The sequence below is a fragment of the Colwellia maritima genome (assembly GCF_022669015.1).
Classification (GTDB): domain Bacteria; phylum Pseudomonadota; class Gammaproteobacteria; order Enterobacterales; family Alteromonadaceae; genus Colwellia; species Colwellia maritima.
Map to the genome: position 1 here is coordinate 367,574 of NZ_JAKKSL010000004.1, position 22,851 is coordinate 390,424.

Consider the following 22,851-nt stretch of genomic DNA (forward strand, 5'->3'; position numbering starts at 1 on the left):
AATTGTAGAGGCTATGGTTTTACACTTAGACACATATAATGCATCCGATGCAAAAAGTGCTGATGAACTAGAAACCTTAGTGACCTATTTAAGAGCAATGCATTATGCTCAGCGCAATTTAAATAGAACTCATACTGATAATTACAACACCGCCTTAAATGAAGCTTTCACTAAGTATTTTTCTAGTGATAGTTTTTCAATATTTAACGGTGAAGCAACCCGTGATTTTTCCGTAAAACGAGAAATGCCGGTACTGGTCGCGAGTTCAAAAACCGACTCTTTACAATTTTTAGCTAATTTCACTACTGCCCTTTTAGGATACGCTAACACTGTATCTAGAGCAGATAACGACGGTGTGTATTACGAAGAAAAAGCGGTCGATGAGCTTCTTACAAAATTATATTACGCTATTACTGACAGAAGTGAAGAAGTTGAACAATTGGTGCTAAATAATCCGAGTATCATTGCCAATCTAAAACAGTTTGTAGATGTTGATGGTAAATGGTTAATCGGTCATGCCCGTGAATGGCATTGGAACGATGCTGTTACAGAACTGGGTAGATACTTACGTTTTGGTGGTAGTATCGCTGAAAATGTTAGACCAAGTATTCAAGCTATTTTAAACACATATAGCCATATAGGTGAAGGAAGCAAGGGATGGCTTAACGCTCAGTCAGCCGTTTATTATAACGATAATGCAAATTGCTCTCTATACGGTGATGTTTGCGAATTTGATTTACAGGCAGCCATATTATCTGGCAGTCACCAATGTGGCGATACAGTAAAGCTTCGTTATCAAGAACCTATTACAACAGAAAATCTAGGTAAGATTTGTCAAAGCATTGCTTCACAAGAACAAAAATTTCATAGGCTCATGAATACATCAAACGAAACTCCCGTTAAAGATGATAAAAACGCCGTATTAGAAATGATTATTTTCAGTTCATATACAGATTATAACAACTATGGGAATGATTTTTTTGGTATCAATACAGATAATGGAGGGTTTTATTTAGAAGGAAGCCCTTCAACAGAAGGTAATCAAGCTCGATTTTTTGCACATCAAGCCACGTGGTTAGCAGATTTTTCAGTGTGGAATTTGGAGCATGAATTTATTCATTACTTAGATGGACGTTTCAATAAGTGGGGTAACTTCTACGAACAAGCAGCTAATTCAGTTTGGTGGGGAGAAGGTATTGCAGAATACTTAAGTCAACCTAACAATAATGCTAAAGCGTTGATTGCCGCCAAAACTAACCAGTATTCTTTAAGTCAATTATTTCAAACGACTTACGCTAACTCTGATCAAGTACGTACTTATGACTGGGGTTACTTGGCAGTACGTTTCATGATGGAAGAGAAACGAAGTTTCATTGACAATGAATTATTGCCTTCATTAAGAGCTGCAAAATATGAAATGACCCCAGGTGATTGTACTATGGATTGGAGCCGGCATCGTAAAGAGAATGCAACAGAAAATGGTTGGGGCCGGGCATATGACGATAGTGAAGGTGGATACCCTGACTGGGTTTGGACATGTGGTAGACCAACAAACACACCAATTGATTCAAATTTACCAGAATACACACCTTACGCAGACATTTTAAATAACTGGGGCACATCATTCGACCAAGAGTTTTCTGAGTGGTTAACTTGTATTGTAGCCGGTGATGGTGAATGTGTAGAGCAAGTATTTCAGACAGCTGATTTAGACGAAAATAATACTATAGATATGCGTGATATTTTAATGTTTAGAAAAATGTTACGTGGTAACCCATTGCTTTCAATTGATTACGACTTTAATGAAGACGAAGTGGTCGATATACGAGACGTACGCCCAATGATGGCATTATGTGATTTATCAAGATGCGCTATTGCTCCATAAAACTACAACAATACAAATAAAAGAAAAGAAAAGGAAAATAAAATGAAAAAATTATTACTAACTTTAGTTTTGCTTACTAGCTTTGCCGGCAATGCAACATTAATAAATCTCGATTTAGATAAAACAAATTATCTCGAAAATGAAGTTGTCACAGCTCAATTAAATCTGACTAGTTTAGATTATTTTCTGGGTGGTTTTGTAGCAGAAGTAAGCTACGATTTTAATGCATTAGAGTTGATTAATTGGTCATTTGGCAACGGCTTTAATGACGGTTTAGGGCACAGCCCTTATGCCGATGATTCCATAGCAGGCTTGTTTTATTTGGAAGACTTTGCCTACTTTGATGCTGATGAAATGGTATTACAAGCTAATCAAGGTACCGGGTTTACACTAGCAACATTAACTTTTCGTGCTCTAACTGCCGGCCCACAAATACTTTCAGTTCTTGATAGTATGGAAGTTGTTAGCCTAGACAATAACTCGATAGATCAGTTTAACCAATTTGATGCGAAGTTTAACGTAACATCAGTACCTGAACCGGCAAGTGCTTTGTTATTTTTATCGTCTTTATTGCTATTAAGAACACGTTTTAGCAAAAAGTAGATAAATTAAGTTATACGAGTAGAAAAGGCAAATAGTAATATTTGCCTTTTTTTGTTTGCCCGCCGAAGCTAGCAAACCCGATAGGCTGAAAGAAGCCTTATCATCCCGACTAAGGGGAAGATAATCTGAATGGCAAAGGCGTTATTGGCAATGTTGCATCTGGGTATTGATTATGGGGGTATTTATCATGGGTGGCATGATTAGTTTAACTGAGTGATAGCAGGCAGGCTCGGCCTGAAAAAACGACAAGAAAACACCGCAAATAAACAACCCACCTCAGTTTTATTTATTTACTTATAAAGAGTACACATCAACAACGGGCTTGTTCAACAACAGGATTAAGTTGCGGCAAGCGCAACCTATCCTTTATTTATTATACCTATTTTAACGAATTTTCATATTGTTTATAAAAACTCCAAACCTTTTGTGCCATCGGCGCTGCTGTTTGAGCTCGCCGTCTTCTCATTGTTTCTCGTAAATCAGTATCATACGGAAAACGTGCTTCTGGTTTAGCTTTATACTTTGTAAGGTAAATCTTTATTTCAAGATATGGGCATTGCAAGTCTTCAGGTAGCACTTCAATAGGAATAAGTAATAACTCTTCACCTGAATGCTTCAATCTTTCAACAATACCACAAGGATAAGTAATTAATATTTCTATAGCCTTCATGGCATGTTTAAACATATAACGACAGTTAGGGTGAAGTTGAGCCACGAATCCTCCGTATAGGTATAACGCCTCAATCAGAGGCAAATAATTGTTGGTTATAATTAGCGACGCAGGAGCAAAACCAACTGTTATTTGTCCTGCTGAATTGACTTGGTACGCCGGCATGGGCATGAACTAATGAGGTGAAAGTCCTCTGTAGGAAGATCACCGTTTAATGAGTTTTATTAAACGCTAACTACTAGCGAATGGCAAGGGCTTTTCTGCGAAGAATGGTCTGAAGGAAGCCGCTAGCAAATTTGTGAGCTGATGAACAAGAACATCATATGAGGCGTAGACTAGAGGTGAGTTAGCCAAGCATAACGAAACCATGTGATCTAATGGTCACCGTAAATGATGCAGCAGTGCAAAGAAAGTACATGCACTTATCTGGGGAGATCTGCTTAACACGCAATCGGCATTAAACCAGTAAGGCTCTGGTTAATAAGTGCCTTGGCTTCGTTGAATACATCGACGACGAAGAGCGAATGAGATGTAAACCGATAGCGCCAATGATGGTAACGTCAATGGTGATTAAGTAGAAGTCAGCAGACGGCATAGTAGCCAAATGCCCATCGTAATGGTTGGGACACGGTGAAGGCCTGAACATTAACTTAAGGAGGAACATTTATGCATTTGAATACATCAAAATTACCGTCAGGTAATGATGTTATTGAGCATGGCATATCAACTGACCTTACATGAAAATCTCATCGAAAAGCTGTTAAGCCCTGCTAATTTGGATAATGCTTGGAAACGAGTCAAAGCCAACAAAGGTAGTGCAGGTATTGATGGGATGACGATAGATGATTTTCCCACTTTTGCTAACGCAAACTGGGAACACATCAAAACACAGATAGCTCAAGGAACATACCGACCTAGCCCCGTGCTACGGGTCAACATTCCTAAGCCCGATGGTGGCACGCGAAAACTGGGTATTCCTACCGTACTCGATAGGTTTATCCAACAAGCAATCCACCAAGTACTCAATCCACTATTCGACCCGCATTTTTCACCTTACAGCTATGGTTTTCGCCCAAACTGCAATGCAGCACAAGCGGTAACACATTTGCAAACAGGTATTAAATCGGGTCGTAAAATAGCCATTGATATTGACTTATCTAAATTCTTTGACCGAGTTAATCATGATTTACTCATGCATAAACTCGGTTTGAAAATAAAAGATAAAGTATTGATGAAACTGATTGGGCGCTACTTACGCGCAAGAATTGTTGAACACGGTAAGCGAGTAAAACCAACCCAAGGCGTACCACAAGGAGGGCCATTGTCACCGTTACTCTCTAATATCATGCTTGACGAGCTTGATAAAACGTTGGAAAAACGAGGACATCACTTCGCCCGTTATGCGGACGACTTCACCATTTTGGTGAAAACTAAGCGAGCAGGCGAACGCGTTTTAACGAGTATTAGCTTGTTTATAAAGCAAATCCTTAAACTCGTCGTTAACGAGAAGAAAAGTCGTGTAGGCGCGGTAAAAGAGACCAGGTTTTTAGGTTTTGGTTTCAAATATGGGCGAATCAAAATACATGATAATTCATTGCAGCGTTTTAAATACCGTGTGCGAGAGTTAACTAACAGAAATTGGGGCATTGCCATGAGCAAGCAAATTGCGAGCCTTAACCGATATCTGCGAGGATGGGGAAACTACTTCCTCATCGCCAACGATTATCAGTTATGTGTCGATTTAGATCAATGGATCCGCCGAAGAATACGGATGTGTTTTTGGCGACAATGGCGCAAGCCAAGATCCAAAGTGAAAAATCTATTAAAACGGGGTGTTCCACTAGCGCTAGCAATTAGCTGTGGAGCGACAAGAAAAGGGGTATGGCGAAGTGCGAAAACCAAAGGGATAAATCAAGCATTGAGCAACGAGTATTTAGCCAATGCAGGTTTAGTATCACTTAGGGATATCTGGATTAAAATCCATCATGGTTAATGAACCGCCCTGTGCGGAGCCGCATGCAGGGTGGTGTGGGGGGCCGGAGGGTAGAAACCTCCGGCTACCCGATTTGAACGAAGCCGCTTTGCGGCAGAATAAGACAAAATCGTCTGTACTTACCTTAACTGTCAATACTGGCAGCCCTTAAGGAGTACACCATGAATATTACCCAACAAACACGTTTTAATTTATTAGCTCAATCTTACCTTAACGAACTGACCTTGCAAGGAAAAAGTGAAAAAACAATTGATGCCTATTGTCGTTGTATCAGGCAAACCGCGACCTTCTTTGATACCTGCCCTGATAACTTAACCGTTGATGCCCTTAAAACCTACTTTCTGTATCTCGTTGAGCATAAATCATGGAGTCACGTTAAAATTACCCGTTGCGCCATTCAGTTTTTATACACCCATGTGCTAAAGCGCCCTTGGCAATGGGTAGATATTGTCAAACCACCCAAGGTACAAGCACTGCAAGATGTGTTATCCGTCGCTGAAGTCGCCGCTATTATTAACACCACACGCCAATTGCGTTACCAAGTGTATTATCTCACCACGTACAGTTTAGGCTTACGGTTAAGTGAAACCTTGAACCTGACCATTGCCGATATCGACAGTCACTTAATGCAGGTGCATTTACGTTATACCAAAAGCAAAAAAGATCGCATTGTGCCACTACCCCATGCCACATTACTTGCCTTACGCCATTACTGGAAAACCCATCGCCACCCCACGTTATTATTTCCTGGGGGTAAACCACCGCATTGTCGTGAGGGAAAAACCTTAGTCATGGATAAAGGCGGCGTACAAAAAACCATTAAACTTGTGGCTAACGCCTGTGGTATTACCAAAAACGTGCACGTGCATACGCTTAGGCATTCTATTGCTACGCATTTGCTTGAGCGCGGTGCCAGTTTGCGCTCTATTCAAGTGTTTTTAGGGCACGCATGCCCTAAAACCACTGCGCTTTATACGCGTATGACTGAAGAGGTTGCTCAAAACAGCCAGTTATTACACAACGATATTATCGATAGTCTTGATATCACTTGGCAGGAGCAACCTCATGATTGAGCTTGCCCAGATAGCCAGACAGTATCATCATGACTTTATCCAACACTATGGCGCTAAAATGAACGGGGTACACCACCAAGCGCTCACGCAGATGATGGCATGTCATACCCCACAAGCCGGGGCGATGTTGTATCATTGCGATGATTGTCAAACCGACAGTACGGTTTACCCGTCCTGTGGTCACCGACATTGTCCGGCGTGTCAGCATAACAGCAATCGTGATTGGTTGGCCTTGCAACAACAAAAGTTGCTGCCGGTGGATTACTATTTAGTGACCTTTACGCTACCGTATCAGCTACGCCATTTTGTTTGGAGCCATCAAGCATGGGCGTATCAGGCGATGTTTAATGCGGCTAAGCAAACCCTTGATGCGTTTTTTAAACGCGATAAGCACTTAGGTGAGCATAATGGTTTACTGGGTGTGTTACACACCCATTCACGACGCCTTGCATTTCACCCACATATTAACCTGGTTATTCCAAAGAGGTGGGCTTGATAAAACAAAAAAACAGTGGCAACCAAAAACAGGCAAGTACCTGTTTAAAGCCGATAACCTTGCCAAGGTGTTTCGTGGTAAATTTATCGCACTGCTGCGCGACTCGGGGTATTATCTACCGCCTAAAACCCCAACCGCCTGGGTAGCTGATTGTCATCATGTGGGCAAAGGTGACAGTGCATTAACCTACCTTGCGCGATATCTTTATCGTGGGGTGATTAATGAAAACAATATCTTATCAATACACCATGACCAAGTAACGTTTCAATACCAAGACAGTCAAACCAAGCAGTATAAAACCATCACTGAGCATGCCACCGCCTTTTTATGGCGCGTTCTACAACATGTACTGCCTAAAGGGTTTCGACGAGCGCGCAATTATGGGTTTTTACACGGGAATGCTAAACGCACATTAAAGCGCTTACAGTTAATGCTTCACGTGGTACTGCCGCCCATAGCGGCAACCCCTAAACAAGGGGTTTGCTGCCCTCAATGTAAAGCGTACATGACCCTGTACCTGATGCGACGAACGCAGCGCGTGATTATTGGTTACCCGATTTAGAACAAGGACGTGCCTAAGCAAACGGAATTGTTGCGCCCAAAACATTCACTGAGTGAGGATTTTATTTATAAGCGAAATATAGATGACAAAAAAGAGTTACGTGGCGATATTGCTCAACTAAACTGAGTGATAGCAGGCAGGCTCGGCCTGAAAAAACGACAAGAAAACACCGCAAATAAACAACCCTCCGCAATTTTATTTATTTACTTATAAAGAGTACACATCAACAACGGGCTTGTTCAACAACAGGATTAAGTTGCGGCAAGCGCAACCTATCCTTTATTTATTAGCCGTACCTTGCACACTTTTTTTATTAACTTGCTTTACGTGATAGACCTCAAGCCAACCTGCAATCCTAAATATTGCCATTGTAGCTGCAAGTGCTGAAAAAATGGCGTAAATAAAGAGGAAGTAACCAATAAAGCTGCTAGCGACTGAAATGACCAAAGATACTTCATATAACCAAGGAGCTAGATCAAGTAAGAATCTTTGTATGCATAGTGGGCTATTATAAATTGGTTGAGATTTACCAATCAATGCAGCTATTAAGGCTAAAATTTGTAATACAATAAAATGCACAAATGTGGCGTTAACAACTATAAATGGTGATTCACCACCATCTTTGGTTTTACCGGATATGCTAGCTCGAAATTTATCATCACCTAATGCCACCAAATAGCGTATCCACCAAGAGAAAAGCCAATAATATTAGGTAGTACAGAGATTGGTATTTCCACCCAATCATATTCTAACCAAATTCCAGAGGAAATTAGCGTGATAAAGAGTGATACATGCATGTATGGCGAGCCTAAGATAGATTTAAAACCACCATAAGCAACCCAATATCGAGCAAATAATTTCCTGACGCCTGTGTATTGCCCTTTTTTAGCCATTCTAGGCTCCCGCTCTAGCCATACGCCTAACTTTTTTAACTATAGCATTTGCCATTACTACTAAAAAATCTTTTGCTGTGATCTCACCTGGTACGTATGCACCCGATTCAACAAAAGGATGCTGTTTAGTAGATTTTTCTACACGTTTACCATTTTCGTCATGACCTGTAGCTTTAACTTCACCATTTAATTGAGCGATATGACCTAAAGCAACAGTTCTATCATCAGCTTCAACAGATAATCCTCTCTGTGCTTTTAAAATTATAATTTCTTCTTCAACATTTTGTTGATTAAGCCTTTCAAGGACTTCATCCTCTAGATCTTCTAAACCATCAGTATTAGGGCGACGAAGCACCATTTCTAAAGAACTGATTTGTTTTAAAGAAAGAACTGATTCTAGTTGATCCGTTCTTGGGACTAAAGTTAACTCAATTGTATTAAACTCTTCTATAATCTCTTCTGAATCAAATAAGTTGCGTAAGTATATTTCTAACATTTTTGGGCTTATTTGCCCGAACTTATCTTTACACTCAATAACTAGATAGTGATTCTTAGGGTAAAAAACAAAATTAAAGCTAGTAAAGTTAGGCCTCAAGTCTTCTGGTATTGTAATCTTTTTAGTTTCGTCTTCTTCAGCAGCGCGTAACTTTTCGATATTGAACCACTTTCCAACCTCTATTTTGGTAAATTTCACAATTTCACCTGAAATTCCTTTTAATGGATCTTCATTCAGGGGCTCTATTTCAGTTAGGATACAATAGGTATCACCTCTTAAATTGACTTGTCTTTTTAAATCAAACAGGCGATTAAATAAATCTACATATGTTTGTGATGAGTGTGGGTGTGTTCTTATATTAAAAGCGGTATAGGAAACGGTTCTTTTTCTTGTCATTATTTTAGTCCTTTATTACAACTTGACTGCGAAATTCATAGTACGGCTAACGCTTATTAGAAGGATGAACTTCATGTTTAAACACGGCATTGATCCTTCTTTCATAATAATTTTAAAACCTACAATACTCCAATTACCTCTACTCATCAATAAGTTAATAGTAATCCCGTTAACTGGTTGATGAGTGAAAGGTTGATAAAAACCTTTTTTCATGCAAATTACATAATTTATGCCTATACTGTATTTGTATACAGTTTAAAATAAAGGGAATTTACAATGGGATCTGTTTTTCTAACCTATGTTACCGAACAAATGCGTACTAAACGATACGCTAAAAGAACAATTCAAAGCTATGTTTACTGGATCAAAGGCTTTATTAATTTTAATAACAAAAAACACCCTGTCGACTGCCATGATATTGAAGTGGAGTGTTTTCTTTCTTTTTTAACTAACCAACTGAATGTAGCGCCTAAAACGCAAGCACTTGCATTAAATTCGTTAGTTTTTCTGTACCGTGAAATTATTAAAAAACCGTTAACGTTGAACTTAAACTTTAATAAAAGTACGGCGCAGCCTAAATTACCAACGGTGCTAACAACCATTGAAATAGCTACCTTATTAAAAAATATTAGTGCTAGTCATGCATTGCCTTGTAAGTTGATGTACGGGAGTGGATTACGTTTAATGGAGGTGGTTAGGCTACGAGTTCAAGATGTTGATTTTAATTATCTATCAGTAATGATATGGCATGGTAAAGGCGGTAAGCATCGTCGTGTTACTTTAGCTAAAGAGTTAATAACGCCATTAAAACAGCAAATTTCAGCAACAAAATTGTTATATCAGCAAGATATTAGAAACGGGTATTACTCAGGTGTTTGGTTGCCTCATGCATTAAAACGTAAGTATCCGTTAGCGGCAATGGAATTTGGTGGCATTATTTATTTCCTTCTCACCGACTGAGTAATGATCCTGAGTCGAATGAGTTTCGCCGCCATCATATTGATGAAACCGGTTTACGTTGGCATGTTAAACAAGCCGCTATAATATCTAATATTGATAAACGGGTAAGTTGTCATACATTAAGACATTCATTTGCGACACATTTATTGCAACGCGGGGCTGACATAAGAACGGTGCAAGAGCAATTAGGGCATAGTGATGTTCGAACCACCCAAATTTATACGCATGTGCTTGAACATGGGGCTAATGGTGTGCGTAGCCCTTTATCAGATTTATTATAAGCGTATTTTATTTCCAATAAATATTGTTATACTTAATTCATATAACAATATTTATTGATTATTTTAATGAAATTTACTATCGGCTTTAGGGCTGTTAAACATGAAGATTTAGATTTTTTGTTATTGTTGCGAAAAAAGTCTATGTCTAAACATTTAGTTGACGCCAACATAAAATTAACACCTGAGCAGCATCTTGAACGCGTAAAAGAACATTATTATGACTCGCATATTATTTTACGTAACCGTAAAGCGATTGGGGTGTTGAAGCTTGGTGTTATTGCTCTTAAAGGTATGGATAAAAGTTTGCATATTAGGCAGTTACAAATAATGCCGGAATATCAAGGGCAGGGTATTGGCAGTAAAGTTTTAGCGGTAGTGAAAAAAAGAGCATTACAACTTCAGTTACCCATAACGCTGAATGTGTTATTGAAAAACCCTGCAAGAGGGCTTTATTTACGTCACGGTTTTCAAATTGAAGGTAAAAACAAGTTAGAATTTCAAATGCGCTGCCCGCTTGAGGTTATTGCTGCTTAGTTTACCTAAATTGCAATTTAAAACCTTGTTATTAATTCAGTTTAAAAAATTATTCCTTTTTCTTTTACATTGTTAGTATCAATACGTGAGGGGGTTACTAAACCATTAGCTAAAGGTTGCGTTGCAACAGCAAGTGTTTGTATAACCTCACGCATAGAGGGTAAATTTAATGAAGATATTTCGTCACTTACTTGGTGATAATCTTTGGTCTTTATCTAACTGCGAACTGCTAAAACTATGCGCGGGTACGCCTAATTTTGCAAGGGTTGCGTTGTCTGAACGATAAAATAACTTTTGCTTAGGGTAGGGATCTTTGTGTATTTTTTTACCTGATTTAGCTAATGCTTGATTAAGTTGTGTCCCTAAATTAGAACGTTCCATACCCGTCATCCAGAGTGCACCAGTACCAAACTTAGACGGTTTACCAATCATTTCAATATTAATCATCGCGGTGATCGCATCAGGATTTAATTGCTTTGAAAAATATTGGGAGCCAAAACCGCCAATTTCTTCTGCACTAAATGCTGCAAACATCAAAGTACGTGCATTATTGGCCTGTTTAGCATAATACTGGGCAATATTAATAATAGCCGTAGTACCTGAGGCATCGTCGTCTGCCCCATTAAATATATTATCTCCTTCAGTATTTTTACTACCTAAATGATCATAATGTGCGGAGAAGAGCACTATTTCGTTTGGTTTAGTTTTACCGGGTAATATCGCAATAACATTGTTAAGCTCAGTTATCCGGTAGTGTTTATGGCACTGGCATGCATATTGGTAATGTCATCGCCGTTTATGTCAGTCAAGGCTATGATAATAGTGCCGTTTTTAATAGCATCATTTTTTATAGTGTTACTTTGTTTTATCGCTAACTTAGTAATTCCTTGCTGAAAATAGTGCTTATATCGTTCAAAAAGTGCTTTATGCTTAGGGTGGCTTAAAACAAGATGATTTCCTCCTTGTTGATTAAGCGTGCTAATGATGGCTTGCATATCATCATTTTCGTTTATATTGTGAAGGAAAAATGGGGTGTTTTTTCCCCATTTGATATTTTCCATGACACATTATTCATCGTGCTAGCGATGGTTAAATTTTCAGCAGCAATTGCTTGATCATTTAAAACTAACATTAGGTTATTAGGGCTGATGGTTGATATTTTATATGTTTGTAAAAAGCCTTTTGCGGCAATGTTATTAGTGCCAATTAAACCAATGTCTTTGAAGCGCTTAGTAATATAATGTGCAGCGAGGCTCAGTTCGTTTGAAAAATTGCCTCTGCCTTTTAGTTTGTCGCTTGCTAAATAGCTAATGTCTTTAGTGATCTGCGCTAAAGAGATAGTATTCTCAGGTTCAGCAGTATTGCTTGGTGCGGCAAAAGCCGTTATAGATTGCACTAAACACATTACAAAAATACTAAAAGGATACAATGAGAAACGTTTTTTTATGATCATATGAAATATTGCTTATATTGACGTTTTTAGTACGGTTGTTTCAATTAATAATGATTCTTCACCACAGCTTAACCATAATTGTCCATCTTGAATGCTGCATTGAAACTCCATTGTTCTATTTAATAATTTTACGAGTGCATCGGTTGTACTTGTTGAAAATTGTTCAACGCTAAGTTTGGGGAATTTTTTTAGTGCATTTTGCGATTGTGTCCACCAGGTGTCGACACTTGTTCCATAGCAATACAGTTTAACTTTTTCGGCTTTATTACAGGCTTTTTTTATGCGCTTTTCGTCTAATTGGCCCAACTCAATCCACAGTGCAATTTCATCACTATAATTAATTTGCCAAATGGCTGCTTCATCTTCATCGCTCACGCCTTTACCAAATTGTAAGTCGCTGTGAGCATTTAATATAAAGCAGATCAAACGAACCATGAGTCGTTGATCTGTTTCAGAAGGATGTTGTGCCAACGTTAGTTGCAAAGAGTCGTAATAATTACGATCCATATTAGCTAATTCAATATTTGCTTTGTAAATGGTTGCTTTTAGTGCCATGTAATTTTTACTACTTTGAAATGAGTGGAGTAACTGAAGCGTAATTTATCTTTATTTATACTGATATTTAGTAAAAGTTTACCAAGTGCCCGTGTTTTCCATGCTTAGCCATGGTTCTTGAGGTGCAAGTGCTTCACCTTTTTGCAATAATTCAATAGAAATATTATCGGGTGATTTAATAAAAGCCATGTACCCACAGCGCGGTGGTCTATTGATAACAACACCATTGTCTTGTAAATTTTTGCAAGTTTGATAAATATCATCAACTTCAAATGCTAAATGTCCAAAGTTACGGCCGGTATTATAAACTTCTTCTGATCCCCAATTATGGGTCAGTTCAATTTCTGCTTCACCTGCGGCGGTAGCTAAAAAGATCAGTGTGAATTTTCCCTCAGGTACATCTTGTCGTCTTACTTCAACTAAGCCGAGTTTATTAATGTAAAAGTCTAATGAGGCTTCAAGATCACTTACGCGTATCATGCTATGCAAAAATTTCATTGTTATTCCTATGGGTTAGTGGTTTATATACTTAATTTTTTAGATCTGTAGAACATTTTAAGTATATATATTGTGAATCTACTTATGATCGACACTTGAATAAAATTAATTATAACTATAACAAGTAATTACTATAAGTAACTACTCTATAATGGATAAAGTTCATCTTAATATTTAAAGTATGTGGTTCAAAACACTTTATTTAAAATACCTTGCTTCCATAGTTTTCACGTCTATGGGTTTAGAAATATAATACCCTTGAATTCGATGAATATCTAAGTGTTGGCATAAATTTAGGGCTTCTTCAGTTTCAATACCTTCAGCAACAATCTCTAAATTGAGCGAATGTAACATTAACGATAACCCCCTAATTAAAGACAATGTTTTAATTGTAGATGAAGCTAACATTAACGATTTATCAATTTTTACCGTATTGATAGGGAAATTCTGTAAATGTGACACTGACGAAAATCCAGTGCCAAAATCGTCAAGTGCAATCTTGCATCCTAATTGGCTAAGTTCCTTCATCATGTTTTTACTTGTGTCGTTGTTTTCTAGCAAAGCGGTTTCGGTGAGTTCAAATTCGATACAACTAGCGTCGATAGCATGTTTTGTTAACGCATTTTTTATGCAATCTATTAATTGAGTATCAGCTAATTGTACGGCAGATAAATTAATAGACATATGCAACGACGGATTATGACGCTGCCAAACAGACAGTTGATTAATCGCTTTATAAATAACCCATCGCCCAATTTCTAATATTATGCCAGACTCTTCAGCAATGTTAATAAATTCATCGGGCATTTGAAGTACATCATCTATCGACCCGTAGTAGGGCTTCAAAACCTACAAGGGTCTGTTTCTTTGTGCACAATATTGGTTGGTAATGAAGAAGTAGTTGGTTATTACCAATAGCATTAGCAAGTGCTTGTTCTTTTTTATAGCGTAATAGAAACTGTTTTTGCATTTCATCTTCAAAATAACATACTTGGTTTCGACCCAGCTTTTTGGCTCTGTACATAGCAATGTCAGAAAACTTAAATAGTTCATCGGCATTCAGGGTATTGTCAGGATAAATAGAAATGCCAATACTGACACTCATCTGAATTTCAATACCATTAATATGAAAAGGAGTCGATAAACTTGTTAGAATGCGATCAGAAACTTTAGTCGCTAAGTAATTGTTGTTTTTATTTTTTAAGATAACAGCAAATTCATCGCCACCAATGCGGGCAAACAATTCGCTATCTCGCAAACAATGACTAATTTTTGTTGCAAACTCTTTTAATAGTAAATCGCCGATATCATGACCGTGGGTGTCATTAACATATTTAAAATGATCTAAATCGATTAACATTAAAGAAATGCTATCTTTGCTTCGTGAGCTTTTATTTACGTTTGATTTTAGTGTTTCTTCAAATGAATAACGATTCGCTAAGCCTGTTAATGTGTCGTGTTCAGCGACTTTTTTTGCATTTTTATAACTTTGGTAGAGTTTTCGTTCTAATTCAAAGCGCGTTTGTGCTTGTACAATTGCACGATTTAATCTGGCAGCGGTTACTTCTATTTTAAGCAGAAAATCTTGGGCGCCGCCTTTAAGACACTCTAAGGCTAGGTTACTTTCTTCTGAGTTACTAAGCATAATAATGGCAACTGAATCTTCGATAGGTTCATTTTTTAACTCTAACAGCATTTCTATGCCATCGCGTTGTGGCATGCGGTAATCAAGAAGAATTACGTCAAATTTATGGGCTCTAAATGCTGCGAGTCCTTCGTCTACCGATTCCGTTTCTGTAAAATGACATTTTTCATCAGACTTACTTAATGTTCGTTTGATATGTTCGCGATCGACTATGTCATCATCAACAATTAAAATATTCATATACTAATACCTATTTCTTTTGCCTTATTTTATTTGCAAAGGCAGCATTATGTTAATGCGTGTGCCACAAATACCATCAGATTCAATATTCATTTTACCCTCATAATGTAGAATAATTTTATTTACTAAGGCAAGCCCCATTCCACTTCCTTCAACTTTATCTCTTGGTTTTAAGGTTTGAAACATTTCTATGGCTTTGTTGAATAATTCAGGCGGAATACCTGGGCCATTATCCTCAATACTAATTTTATGCATATTATTCTCTTGCACATATGACACGTTGATTTTAATGATTGCTTTGTCATGATGCTTGATGGCATTTGAAATTAAATTGCGCATTATCATTTCAAAAGGTATGCGTGGAAATTCTAATTCAACATCATCAAGAACGGTTAATGTGACGTTATCATCATGGTCCAACAACGAGAATACTTCTTTTGTTGAAGCCGCCAAGTGCAATGTTTCAGCTTTATAGTCAAAGCGCTCTATACGAGCATAATCGAGTAAATCATTGAGTAAGTTACTCATTCGATCACTTCTGTTTTCAAGTAATGCTATATGTTTTAATGAACTCTCTGGCAGAATATCAATGCAATCTTCTTTTATCCAATTCACGAGTTTTCGCATGGCATTTAAGGGAGATTTTAAATCGTGAGAGGCAATATAAGCAAATTCTTCAAGATCATGATTAGATTTTTCTAAGCGCTTGGTTTTTATCTTTAATTCAACATTCATATTATCGGCATACCTCAAAGCTTGTCGATTTGCCCGGGTTAAGAAAATAAATAACCCAAGAATTATAAGATCGATAAAAATACCACTCAATAGAATAAGCGTAGGTTGGTAAGACTCTGATGCTCGTCGAAAAGCTAAATTCGATTCAATATCAAAAGTCCATACCCGACCATAAAAATCGACGTCTACACTCTTTTTATATAGCGGCGATTTGTCGATATTTTCGGTGGTATTATTTGTTGCATCCTCGTAAAGCATATTTCCTTGGTCACTGATTTTCAGGGTAACTAATCTGTTTTCAATAGCTAACGTGCCAGAGATAAGTTTATACATGATAAATGGCGCAAAACTAACACCCACAATGTTTTGCTGTCGAGATTCTACCGTGTCAATTGGAGCATAGTGTTTATAAAAAGGGGTGAAAAAGAGAAAGCCAGGAGTTTTTTATCATCTTGCACTAGAGTAATGGGCCCTGTGAGCGGGCTAATCCCGTATCTCTGGCTTTTTTTATCGCTGCGTATCGGTTTTTTTCAAACGCCATATCTAAACCAATGGCTTCTTTATTTATTTGTGCAGGTTCAATATAAGTAATGGGCCAATATTCATTTTGTTGATGTTTAGGATGAATTGTAAAACTAGGTCGCTCAGCTCGTTCGTTTGCTAAATAATCCGGTAGTTGCTCGGGGGTAATGTTATAAATAATGCCAATACCGTTAATACCTGGATAGGTTTCATCAATATGTAAACGTGTGGCATATTTATTCCATTGTGTATGGCCAAATTTTTCATCACTGGCAGCATAAAATGAAACGGCTCCCCATAAGGCTTGCTCGTATAAAGTGATACGATCTTTGACTAGTTCAATAACATGACCTGATTCACGTTGAAATCGCTCTTCTATTTTTTGGGTTACTTGTTGATTAGATATATACCAAGCTAGCACAGTTAACATGGCGGATAAGCACAAAATAATCCAATGGACACTGTGAAACCTGCCAAGATCAATTAATTTTTGGCGCTGATAATCGGTCTTTTTTTTAATTAAACTTAAGGGCATTAATCATCCTTTGGTGTATTCGTTATCCTTTGTAAACTATAAATTAAATTTCAAAGATAATAAAACTAAAACGGTTTATATCCATAGTACGAGGGAAAATAGATCAAGGATCAATTAAAACCCATATTTTGATTGTTATTTCAATTTTTGTTGTGTTATCAGGATTGTCTTTATTATTGTAGTATCAGAATTTCATTTATTCTGTTTTATTCTGTTTTATTTTTGTAATCACATAAATCTTCAATAATACAAGAGCCACATTTAGGGGTTCTAGCTGTGCAGGTATAACGTCCATGCAAAATAAACCAGTGATGTAAATTAAACATGAATTCTGTTTTGTTAGGGGTGTTTTTTATAATGGCTTGTTCAGTTTGTTCAACCGTTTTACCTTTGGCGTAACCAGTACGATTTGCAAGGCGTTGAATATGAGTATCCACGGCTAAGAAGTATTTGCCTTCATTGTCTTTAAGCCGGCCAAATGCTGTGTTAAGTACCACATTGGCTGTTTTTCTTCCAACGCCAGGTAATGCCTCTAATGCTGCTCTGTTTTCGGGGACTTCGCCGCCATGTAAATCAACCAAAGATTTGACAGGTTTTTATGGTGTTTTTGGCTTTAGTATTAAATAAACCAATGGTTTTTACGTAGTTTATTAAGCCTTCAAGCCCTAAATCTAATATAGCTTGTGGAGTGTTGGCAACAGGGTATAACTTGGCTGTGGCTTTGTTTACACTAACGTCTGTTGCTTGCGCAGACAATAGTACCGCGATTAACAATTCAAACGGTGTGCTGAAGTTTAACTCTGTTGTTGGATTTGGGTTGTTTTCACGCAACCTTGTTAACATGTCTAAACGTTTTTCTTTGTTCATTTTTTAGTAATCACACGGTTGTTATATTTTTAAGACTCAAAGTTGACTCTAACGCGTTCTATCGCTTGTTTTTCTATTTTAGGTTGGCGTTGTTTTATTTTATCATCAATAACATTTTTAAGTGCAATGATGAAGCCCATTGCAATAAATGCGCCTGGCGGAAGAATAGCTAATAAAAATTGGCTATCTAAATGCATTACTTCTATACGTAAAACGGTTGCCCAATCACCTAACAATAAGTGTGCGCCGTCAAATAAAGTACCTTGTCCTAGTACCTCACGAATAGCACCTAATAATAGTAAGACTAACGCAAACCCTATGCCCATCATTAAGCCGTCAAAACTTGCTTGTAATATTGGGTTTTTAGACGCATAAGCTTCTGCTCTACCAATAATGGCGCAGTTGGTGACTATTAACGGTAAAAAAATACCTAAGGATTGATATACACCATAAGTGTAAGCGTTCATCAATAATTGCACACAGGTAACAAATGCTGCAATGATTAATACAAAAATCGGGATACGAATTTCTTTTGGAACCCAGTGACGTATGGCTGAAACCGTTGCATTAGAACAAACTAGCACAAGCAGTGTCGCTAAACCTAAGCCTAAAGCATTAGTAACGGTTGCCGTTACGGCAAGCAGGGGACAAAGTCCTAATAATTGCACTAGGCCTGGGTTGTTTTTCCACAAACCTTGCAGCGCCAATTCTTTGTATTCAGCTTTGAGTGCTTGTTTAGCTAACGCTTTTTCAGCAGACATATTGTCTGATTCTGGCGGAAGTTCGCCTGAGTTTTCAGGTAACTCTTGTGTATTAGTGCTCATTTGTGACCTCACTTTTCGTTACATTTACTTTGGTTGGGTCATGTTCAATTTGGGGATCATTATTTGTTATTGCACAACTATTAGGTAAGGTTAACAGTGTTTCTTTATTGTTTTGAAAGAATAACAGTGTTTTTTTCATGGCTTTAACAATAGCTCGGGGAGTAATAGTTGCTCCAGTAAATTGGTCAAACATACCACCATCTTTAGCTACAGCCCAACGGTTATCGTTTTCAGAAAGCAGTTTTTTGCCATTAAAACGGGTTATCCAAGTACTTTTTCTTATCTCTACTTTGTCACCCAAACCTGGGGTTTCTTGGTGTTTTAGTACTCGAACACCACTGACCGTGTTGTCCATGTTAATGGCAACAATAAAATCAATATTACCATTGTAGCCATCGGGTGCGCTGCTCGTAATAGCAACGGCTATTGGTATGTTATTGTTACGGGCGATATAAGCAGTTCCTGTTGTTTTATCGTCACGGGTAAGCTTAAGCGAAGGTGCGGTTATGTTAATACAGTCTTGAGTGATGTCGTTATTATAACGGTTAGGCTCAATAATACTGTGCAGCGTATTTAACAGCTCTAGTTGTGCTTGGGCAACAATTTTATCTTTTGTTAACTCATTAACCAAACCAACAATAGCGGTACACACAATGGCAAATAGGGCTAATATGACACTATTTTTTTGTATGGCTATCCTAAAAAGAGAGGTTGTTTTTGTTTCGTCTTTAGGTTTGTCGTCAGAAAGTGGTGCAGACATTACTTAACCTCGCCTTGCTCATCTGTTTTCGATTTACTGTTTTTATCGTTAAGTACTGACAAATTCTCAGTGTTAAGGGAATGACCATAAGTACGTGGGCGAGTATATTGATCCACAAGTGGTGCTGCCATGTTACACAGTAATACAGCAAATGCGACACCGTCTGGGTAACCACCATAAGTACGAATTAGGTAAACTAATAATCCGGCTAGCGCTCCAATAACTAAACGACCTTTTACACTGGTAGCACCTGAAACCGGGTCAGTTAAAATAAAAAAGGCGCCTAGCATACAGCCCCCCGTAAGCCAATGAAAAAAGGTAGAGCCGCTTGTATCGGGACTGACGCTATACGCGATAAAAGAACAGATAAATAAACTTAATAAAAAGCTAAAAGGTGTTTGCCAAGCAATGGCTTTTTTGGCAATTAATACCAAACCACCGGCGAAAAAAGCGATATTTACCCATTCCCACCCAAAAGCAAAACCTAAACTTTCTGATAAGTTATTAGAAAACAGCTCATTTTTCATGGTTTCAAATGTTGTATAACCTAACCCAATTGTCGTTTTCAGTGTATCTAGCGGTGTGGCCATGGTGAAGCCATCTATATTCGTACGAAGCTGTTCTATTGAATAACCATCATTAGTAAAACCAGTAAAGATAGTATTTAGTGTATTGGAAAAATCTAATTCTATGCTCATAAGAGCGAGTGTTGGTTGCCAAGAGGTCATTTGTACTGGAAATGAAATTAATAACATGACATAAGCGGCCATGGTCGGATTAAATAAGTTATGACCTAAACCGCCATAGAGTTGTTTAACTACCAGAATAGCGAATGCGGCGCCAATCACTGAAATCCACCAAGGGGCAATAGCAGGTAAACAGATACCTAGCAACACGGCGGTAAGTATGGCGCTACCATCAAAAAGTTGTTTACTAATGCCTTTGTTAACCTTTTTATTTCGTAGTGATAAGGCGATAAATTCACAAACTAATGCGGTGGCTACCGCTAAGGTAATATGAATAATATTACCCCAACCAAAAAAGTACCATTGGGCTAAAATACCGGGCAATAATGCATAAATAACAATACGCATTAAGGCAGATGTTTCAGCTTGATTGTGATTATGGGGTGAACTTGCTATCCAAAATGCCATAATTATTCTGATTCTTCTTTGCTAAGTTTTAAGGATGATTGTGCTTCGTTATTGGTTTCTTTTAATAGCTCAGCTTGTTTGGCTTGTTCTTTTTTTGCGTTGGCTTTAGCCTTTGCCTTGGCGACAGCTTGGGTAATTCTTGCTTTTTTGTCGTTTATATTAGGCGACGCATCATCTGGTTTTTCGATATCTGAATTGATCTCGGGCGCTTCTATTTCCTTTTTCGCTTCTTTCTTTGCCTTAGCTTTGGCAATTGCCGCGGCAATTTTTGCTTTTTTATCTAGCGCGTCATTACTCACGGAATGATCTTCAGGTGATTTTTTCTCTTGTACTTGTGATTTTTCATTGTTGTTATCACTACTCGGTACATTTTCTGTAACGGCGGGCTCTTCTGTAGCATTATGCTTTGCAAGCCTTTTGGCTTTTGCTCTAGCAATAGCCGCTTTTACTTGTGATTTTTCATTGGTGTCATCACTACTCGGTACATTTTCAGTAACGGGCGGCTCTACCATAGCATTATGCTTCGCAAGCTTTTTGGCTTTTGCTCTAGCAATAGCCGCTTGTACTTGAGATGTTCCACTTTTTTCATCGGTGTTGGCATCAGTTGATTCATTACCTTTTTCATCCGCTTGCTTCTTAGCTTTTACTCTAGCTAAGGCTGCGGCAACAGCTGAACTAGCGCTACTGCCATCAGCTGATTTTTTGTTCATGGTTGCTTTACGTGCGGCAGCCGCTTTTTTATGTTTTTCTTCACGGGCTATTTTTTCTTTTTCTAGGCGGAGTTTTCGTGCTTCAAAGCGTACTTTGGCTTTTTCAGATTTAATGTCAAGTTGTTGTTGTTGACGTATTTCAGCTTTAGCCACTCGGTAATATTGCACTAACGGAATTTGGCTTGGGCAAACATAAGCACAGGCACCACAATCGATACAATCAAAAATATTGAGTTTGGTTAGTTGCTGAAAGTCTTTTGCCTTAGCGCTCCACTGCATTTCTTGTGGTAGTAATTGGCTAGGGCACACTTCTGCGCATTGACCACAACGAATACACTCTACTTCATTACTGTAATTGTCAAAGGCACTTGGCATTTCAGTTTTACTTGGCGCTAAAATACAGTTACTGGTTTTAATAATGGGGACTAATTCATTTAAAATACTAAAGCCCATTAAAGGGCCGCCCATAATGACTGGAGGCGTTACATTATTATCCGCATTGTTTGCTATAACACGCTCATTAGTAAAACCCGTTTGTTCAAGTAAATAACTTACTGGTGTGCCTAACAAAGCCCACACATTTTGTGGTTTGCTTAACGCTTGACCGGTGAGTGTTACAACTCGTCTAATTAACGGTGTATCATGAATTACAGCATCACTAATAGCAAAACAAGTGGCAACGTTTTGTACAACAATGCCAGAATGAATTGGCAGAGAGCCACTTTTAACTTCTTTGCCTGTCAGTATCTTAATTAACTGTTTTTCTCCACCGGATGGGTATTTGGTGGGGATTACGCAAACCTTGATTTTTTCTATATCTTTTGTGGCTTGTTGCAATGCTTTAATAGCTATTGGTTTATTGTTTTCAATGCCAATGAGTATAAAACCGGGGTTTAGCAAGTGATCAAGTATTTTTATGCCATCAATAATTGCTTCACTTTGTTCGCGCATTAATAAATCATCAGACGTGATATAAGGTTCACACTCTGCGGCATTGATGATTAAAAAATTAATGTCAGGTTTGGTATTCACTTTTATGTGGGTGGGAAAACCAAGCTCCGCCCATACCTGCAATACCAAGATCAGCAATTTTTTTAAGAATTTCTTGCTTATTGAGTTGAGTGAAGTCTTGGCAGATTTGTCGTGGTAGCCAAGTATCTTCATAGTCTACATCAAGAAAAACACAAAGCTCACTTAACCCTGATGGATGTGCAATAACTGATTTTTTTATATCACTAATAATACCACTGGTTGGTGCATGTATTGGCACAGCCATTGGGTTGGTACTCTGAGTTAAGGGTTGACCTTTTAATACTTTATCACCTACTTTTACCAACAAATCTCCTTGGCGACCTATATGCTGTTGCAAAGGTATGATGAGTTGTTTTGGTAAGGGTAATTGCCTAATAGGCTTATCAGACGTTAATTGCTTTTGTTCAGGAGGGTGAATACCGCCATGAAATTGCCAGAATTTTTGTTGATTGATGCGTTCGATTATAGATTCCATGAGT

General features: G+C 38.0%; 25 protein-coding genes and 2 pseudogenes. 8 read left to right on the forward strand and 19 right to left on the reverse strand.

What is annotated here, in order from left to right; translation table 11 throughout:
- Window positions 1–13: 13 nt before the first annotated feature.
- Complete coding sequence (locus tag L3081_RS20270) at window positions 14–1,885, forward strand: collagenase (protein ID WP_242288109.1); 1,872 nt, start codon at window positions 14–16, stop codon at window positions 1,883–1,885.
- A 42-nt stretch (window positions 1,886–1,927) separates the two neighbouring features.
- Window positions 1,928–2,488: a hypothetical protein gene (locus tag L3081_RS20275; protein ID WP_242288110.1), complete on the forward strand. Its 561-nt coding sequence runs from the start codon at window positions 1,928–1,930 to the stop codon at window positions 2,486–2,488.
- A 379-nt stretch (window positions 2,489–2,867) separates the two neighbouring features.
- On the opposite strand, the gene L3081_RS20280 is transcribed toward L3081_RS20275, so the two are convergent.
- The gene (locus L3081_RS20280) at window positions 2,868–3,203 is read right to left on the reverse strand and encodes a hypothetical protein (protein WP_242288111.1); all 336 of its coding nucleotides are present in this window, start codon (window positions 3,201–3,203) and stop codon (window positions 2,868–2,870) included.
- 655 nt (window positions 3,204–3,858) lie between these two features.
- Between L3081_RS20280 and ltrA the strand changes: the two genes are divergently transcribed.
- The 3 genes and pseudogenes from ltrA to L3081_RS29240 all read left to right on the forward strand — a co-directional run bounded on the left by ltrA (window position 3,859) and on the right by L3081_RS29240 (window position 7,282).
- Window positions 3,859–5,151 (forward strand): group II intron reverse transcriptase/maturase, encoded by a 1,293-nt coding sequence (gene ltrA / locus L3081_RS20285; protein ID WP_242288113.1) that lies wholly within the window; start codon window positions 3,859–3,861, stop codon window positions 5,149–5,151.
- 161 nt (window positions 5,152–5,312) lie between these two features.
- Window positions 5,313–6,224, forward strand: coding sequence for a site-specific integrase (locus L3081_RS20290; protein ID WP_242288115.1), 912 nt, complete (start codon window positions 5,313–5,315; stop codon window positions 6,222–6,224).
- Window positions 6,217–7,282: pseudogene (locus tag L3081_RS29240) on the forward strand (IS91 family transposase). The gene L3081_RS20290 and the pseudogene L3081_RS29240 overlap by 8 nt, the downstream one beginning before the upstream one ends.
- A gap of 279 nt (window positions 7,283–7,561) precedes the next feature.
- On the opposite strand, the gene L3081_RS20305 reads toward L3081_RS29240, so the two are convergent.
- The 3 genes from L3081_RS20305 to L3081_RS20315 are packed head-to-tail and all read right to left on the reverse strand — an operon-like array spanning window position 7,562 to window position 9,067.
- Window positions 7,562–7,954 carry a hypothetical protein gene (locus L3081_RS20305; protein ID WP_242288121.1) on the reverse strand — a complete coding sequence of 131 codons (393 nt, stop codon included), beginning with the start codon at window positions 7,952–7,954 and terminating at the stop codon, window positions 7,562–7,564.
- The gene (locus L3081_RS20310; protein ID WP_242288123.1) at window positions 7,945–8,175 is read right to left on the reverse strand and encodes a hypothetical protein; all 231 of its coding nucleotides are present in this window, start codon (window positions 8,173–8,175) and stop codon (window positions 7,945–7,947) included. The genes L3081_RS20305 and L3081_RS20310 overlap by 10 nt, the downstream gene beginning before the upstream one ends.
- A gap of 1 nt (window position 8,176) precedes the next feature.
- Window positions 8,177–9,067, reverse strand: a complete 891-nt coding sequence (locus L3081_RS20315) for a DUF4747 family protein (RefSeq protein ID WP_242288124.1) — start codon at window positions 9,065–9,067, stop codon at window positions 8,177–8,179.
- 276 nt (window positions 9,068–9,343) lie between these two features.
- On the opposite strand from L3081_RS20315, the gene L3081_RS20320 reads away from it, so the two are divergent.
- The 3 genes from L3081_RS20320 to L3081_RS20325 all read left to right on the forward strand — a co-directional run bounded on the left by L3081_RS20320 (window position 9,344) and on the right by L3081_RS20325 (window position 10,842).
- Window positions 9,344–10,027 (forward strand): phage integrase N-terminal SAM-like domain-containing protein, encoded by a 684-nt coding sequence (locus L3081_RS20320; RefSeq protein ID WP_338027429.1) that lies wholly within the window; start codon window positions 9,344–9,346, stop codon window positions 10,025–10,027.
- On the forward strand, window positions 10,024–10,308 hold the full coding sequence (locus tag L3081_RS28625; RefSeq protein ID WP_338027437.1) for a tyrosine-type recombinase/integrase: 285 nt from the start codon (window positions 10,024–10,026) through the stop codon (window positions 10,306–10,308). Before L3081_RS20320 ends, L3081_RS28625 begins: the two co-directional genes overlap by 4 nt.
- Window positions 10,309–10,374: 66 nt before the next feature.
- On the forward strand, window positions 10,375–10,842 hold the full coding sequence (locus L3081_RS20325) for a GNAT family N-acetyltransferase (RefSeq protein ID WP_242288125.1): 468 nt from the start codon (window positions 10,375–10,377) through the stop codon (window positions 10,840–10,842).
- Between the two features lie 183 nt (window positions 10,843–11,025).
- Here the strand turns inward: L3081_RS20325 and L3081_RS20330 are convergent, their stop codons facing one another.
- The 15 genes and pseudogenes from L3081_RS20330 to L3081_RS20400 all read right to left on the reverse strand — a co-directional run bounded on the left by L3081_RS20330 (window position 11,026) and on the right by L3081_RS20400 (window position 22,847).
- Complete coding sequence (locus tag L3081_RS20330) at window positions 11,026–11,589, reverse strand: M20/M25/M40 family metallo-hydrolase (RefSeq protein WP_338027438.1); 564 nt, start codon at window positions 11,587–11,589, stop codon at window positions 11,026–11,028.
- Entirely contained in the window at window positions 11,586–11,837 is a 252-nt protein-coding gene (locus tag L3081_RS20335) for a hypothetical protein (RefSeq protein WP_242288129.1), read from the reverse strand. Before L3081_RS20335 ends, L3081_RS20330 begins: the two co-directional genes overlap by 4 nt.
- A gap of 14 nt (window positions 11,838–11,851) precedes the next feature.
- Complete coding sequence (locus tag L3081_RS20340) at window positions 11,852–12,295, reverse strand: zinc-binding metallopeptidase family protein (protein ID WP_242288130.1); 444 nt, start codon at window positions 12,293–12,295, stop codon at window positions 11,852–11,854.
- A 12-nt stretch (window positions 12,296–12,307) separates the two neighbouring features.
- The gene (locus L3081_RS20345) at window positions 12,308–12,850 is read right to left on the reverse strand and encodes a YaeQ family protein (protein WP_242288132.1); all 543 of its coding nucleotides are present in this window, start codon (window positions 12,848–12,850) and stop codon (window positions 12,308–12,310) included.
- Between the two features lie 78 nt (window positions 12,851–12,928).
- Window positions 12,929–13,348: a lactoylglutathione lyase gene (locus L3081_RS20350; protein ID WP_242288134.1), complete on the reverse strand. Its 420-nt coding sequence runs from the start codon at window positions 13,346–13,348 to the stop codon at window positions 12,929–12,931.
- Window positions 13,349–13,546: 198 nt separating this feature from the next.
- Window positions 13,547–14,155, reverse strand: coding sequence for an EAL domain-containing protein (locus L3081_RS20355; RefSeq protein WP_242288136.1), 609 nt, complete (start codon window positions 14,153–14,155; stop codon window positions 13,547–13,549).
- A gap of 10 nt (window positions 14,156–14,165) precedes the next feature.
- Window positions 14,166–15,233 (reverse strand): two-component system response regulator, encoded by a 1,068-nt coding sequence (locus L3081_RS20360; RefSeq protein ID WP_242288137.1) that lies wholly within the window; start codon window positions 15,231–15,233, stop codon window positions 14,166–14,168.
- Window positions 15,234–15,257: 24 nt separating this feature from the next.
- Window positions 15,258–16,361, reverse strand: a complete 1,104-nt coding sequence (locus tag L3081_RS28630; RefSeq protein WP_338027439.1) for a sensor histidine kinase — start codon at window positions 16,359–16,361, stop codon at window positions 15,258–15,260.
- Window positions 16,362–16,425: 64 nt separating this feature from the next.
- On the reverse strand, window positions 16,426–17,025 hold the full coding sequence (locus L3081_RS20370; RefSeq protein WP_274620674.1) for a CHASE domain-containing protein: 600 nt from the start codon (window positions 17,023–17,025) through the stop codon (window positions 16,426–16,428).
- Between the two features lie 206 nt (window positions 17,026–17,231).
- Window positions 17,232–17,892, reverse strand: a pseudogene (gene nth, locus L3081_RS20375) (endonuclease III).
- Between the two features lie 29 nt (window positions 17,893–17,921).
- Window positions 17,922–18,653 carry an electron transport complex subunit E gene (locus L3081_RS20380; RefSeq protein ID WP_242288224.1) on the reverse strand — a complete coding sequence of 244 codons (732 nt, stop codon included), beginning with the start codon at window positions 18,651–18,653 and terminating at the stop codon, window positions 17,922–17,924.
- Window positions 18,654–18,705: 52 nt separating this feature from the next.
- Window positions 18,706–19,476: an electron transport complex subunit RsxG gene (gene rsxG / locus L3081_RS20385; protein ID WP_242288138.1), complete on the reverse strand. Its 771-nt coding sequence runs from the start codon at window positions 19,474–19,476 to the stop codon at window positions 18,706–18,708.
- The gene (rsxD, locus tag L3081_RS20390) at window positions 19,476–20,630 is read right to left on the reverse strand and encodes an electron transport complex subunit RsxD (protein ID WP_242288140.1); all 1,155 of its coding nucleotides are present in this window, start codon (window positions 20,628–20,630) and stop codon (window positions 19,476–19,478) included. The genes rsxG and rsxD overlap by 1 nt, the downstream gene beginning before the upstream one ends.
- A 2-nt stretch (window positions 20,631–20,632) precedes the next feature.
- Complete coding sequence (gene rsxC / locus L3081_RS20395; RefSeq protein WP_242288142.1) at window positions 20,633–22,414, reverse strand: electron transport complex subunit RsxC; 1,782 nt, start codon at window positions 22,412–22,414, stop codon at window positions 20,633–20,635.
- Window positions 22,356–22,847, reverse strand: coding sequence for a hypothetical protein (locus L3081_RS20400; RefSeq protein ID WP_242288144.1), 492 nt, complete (start codon window positions 22,845–22,847; stop codon window positions 22,356–22,358). The genes rsxC and L3081_RS20400 overlap by 59 nt, the downstream gene beginning before the upstream one ends.
- Window positions 22,848–22,851: the final 4 nt, after the last annotated feature.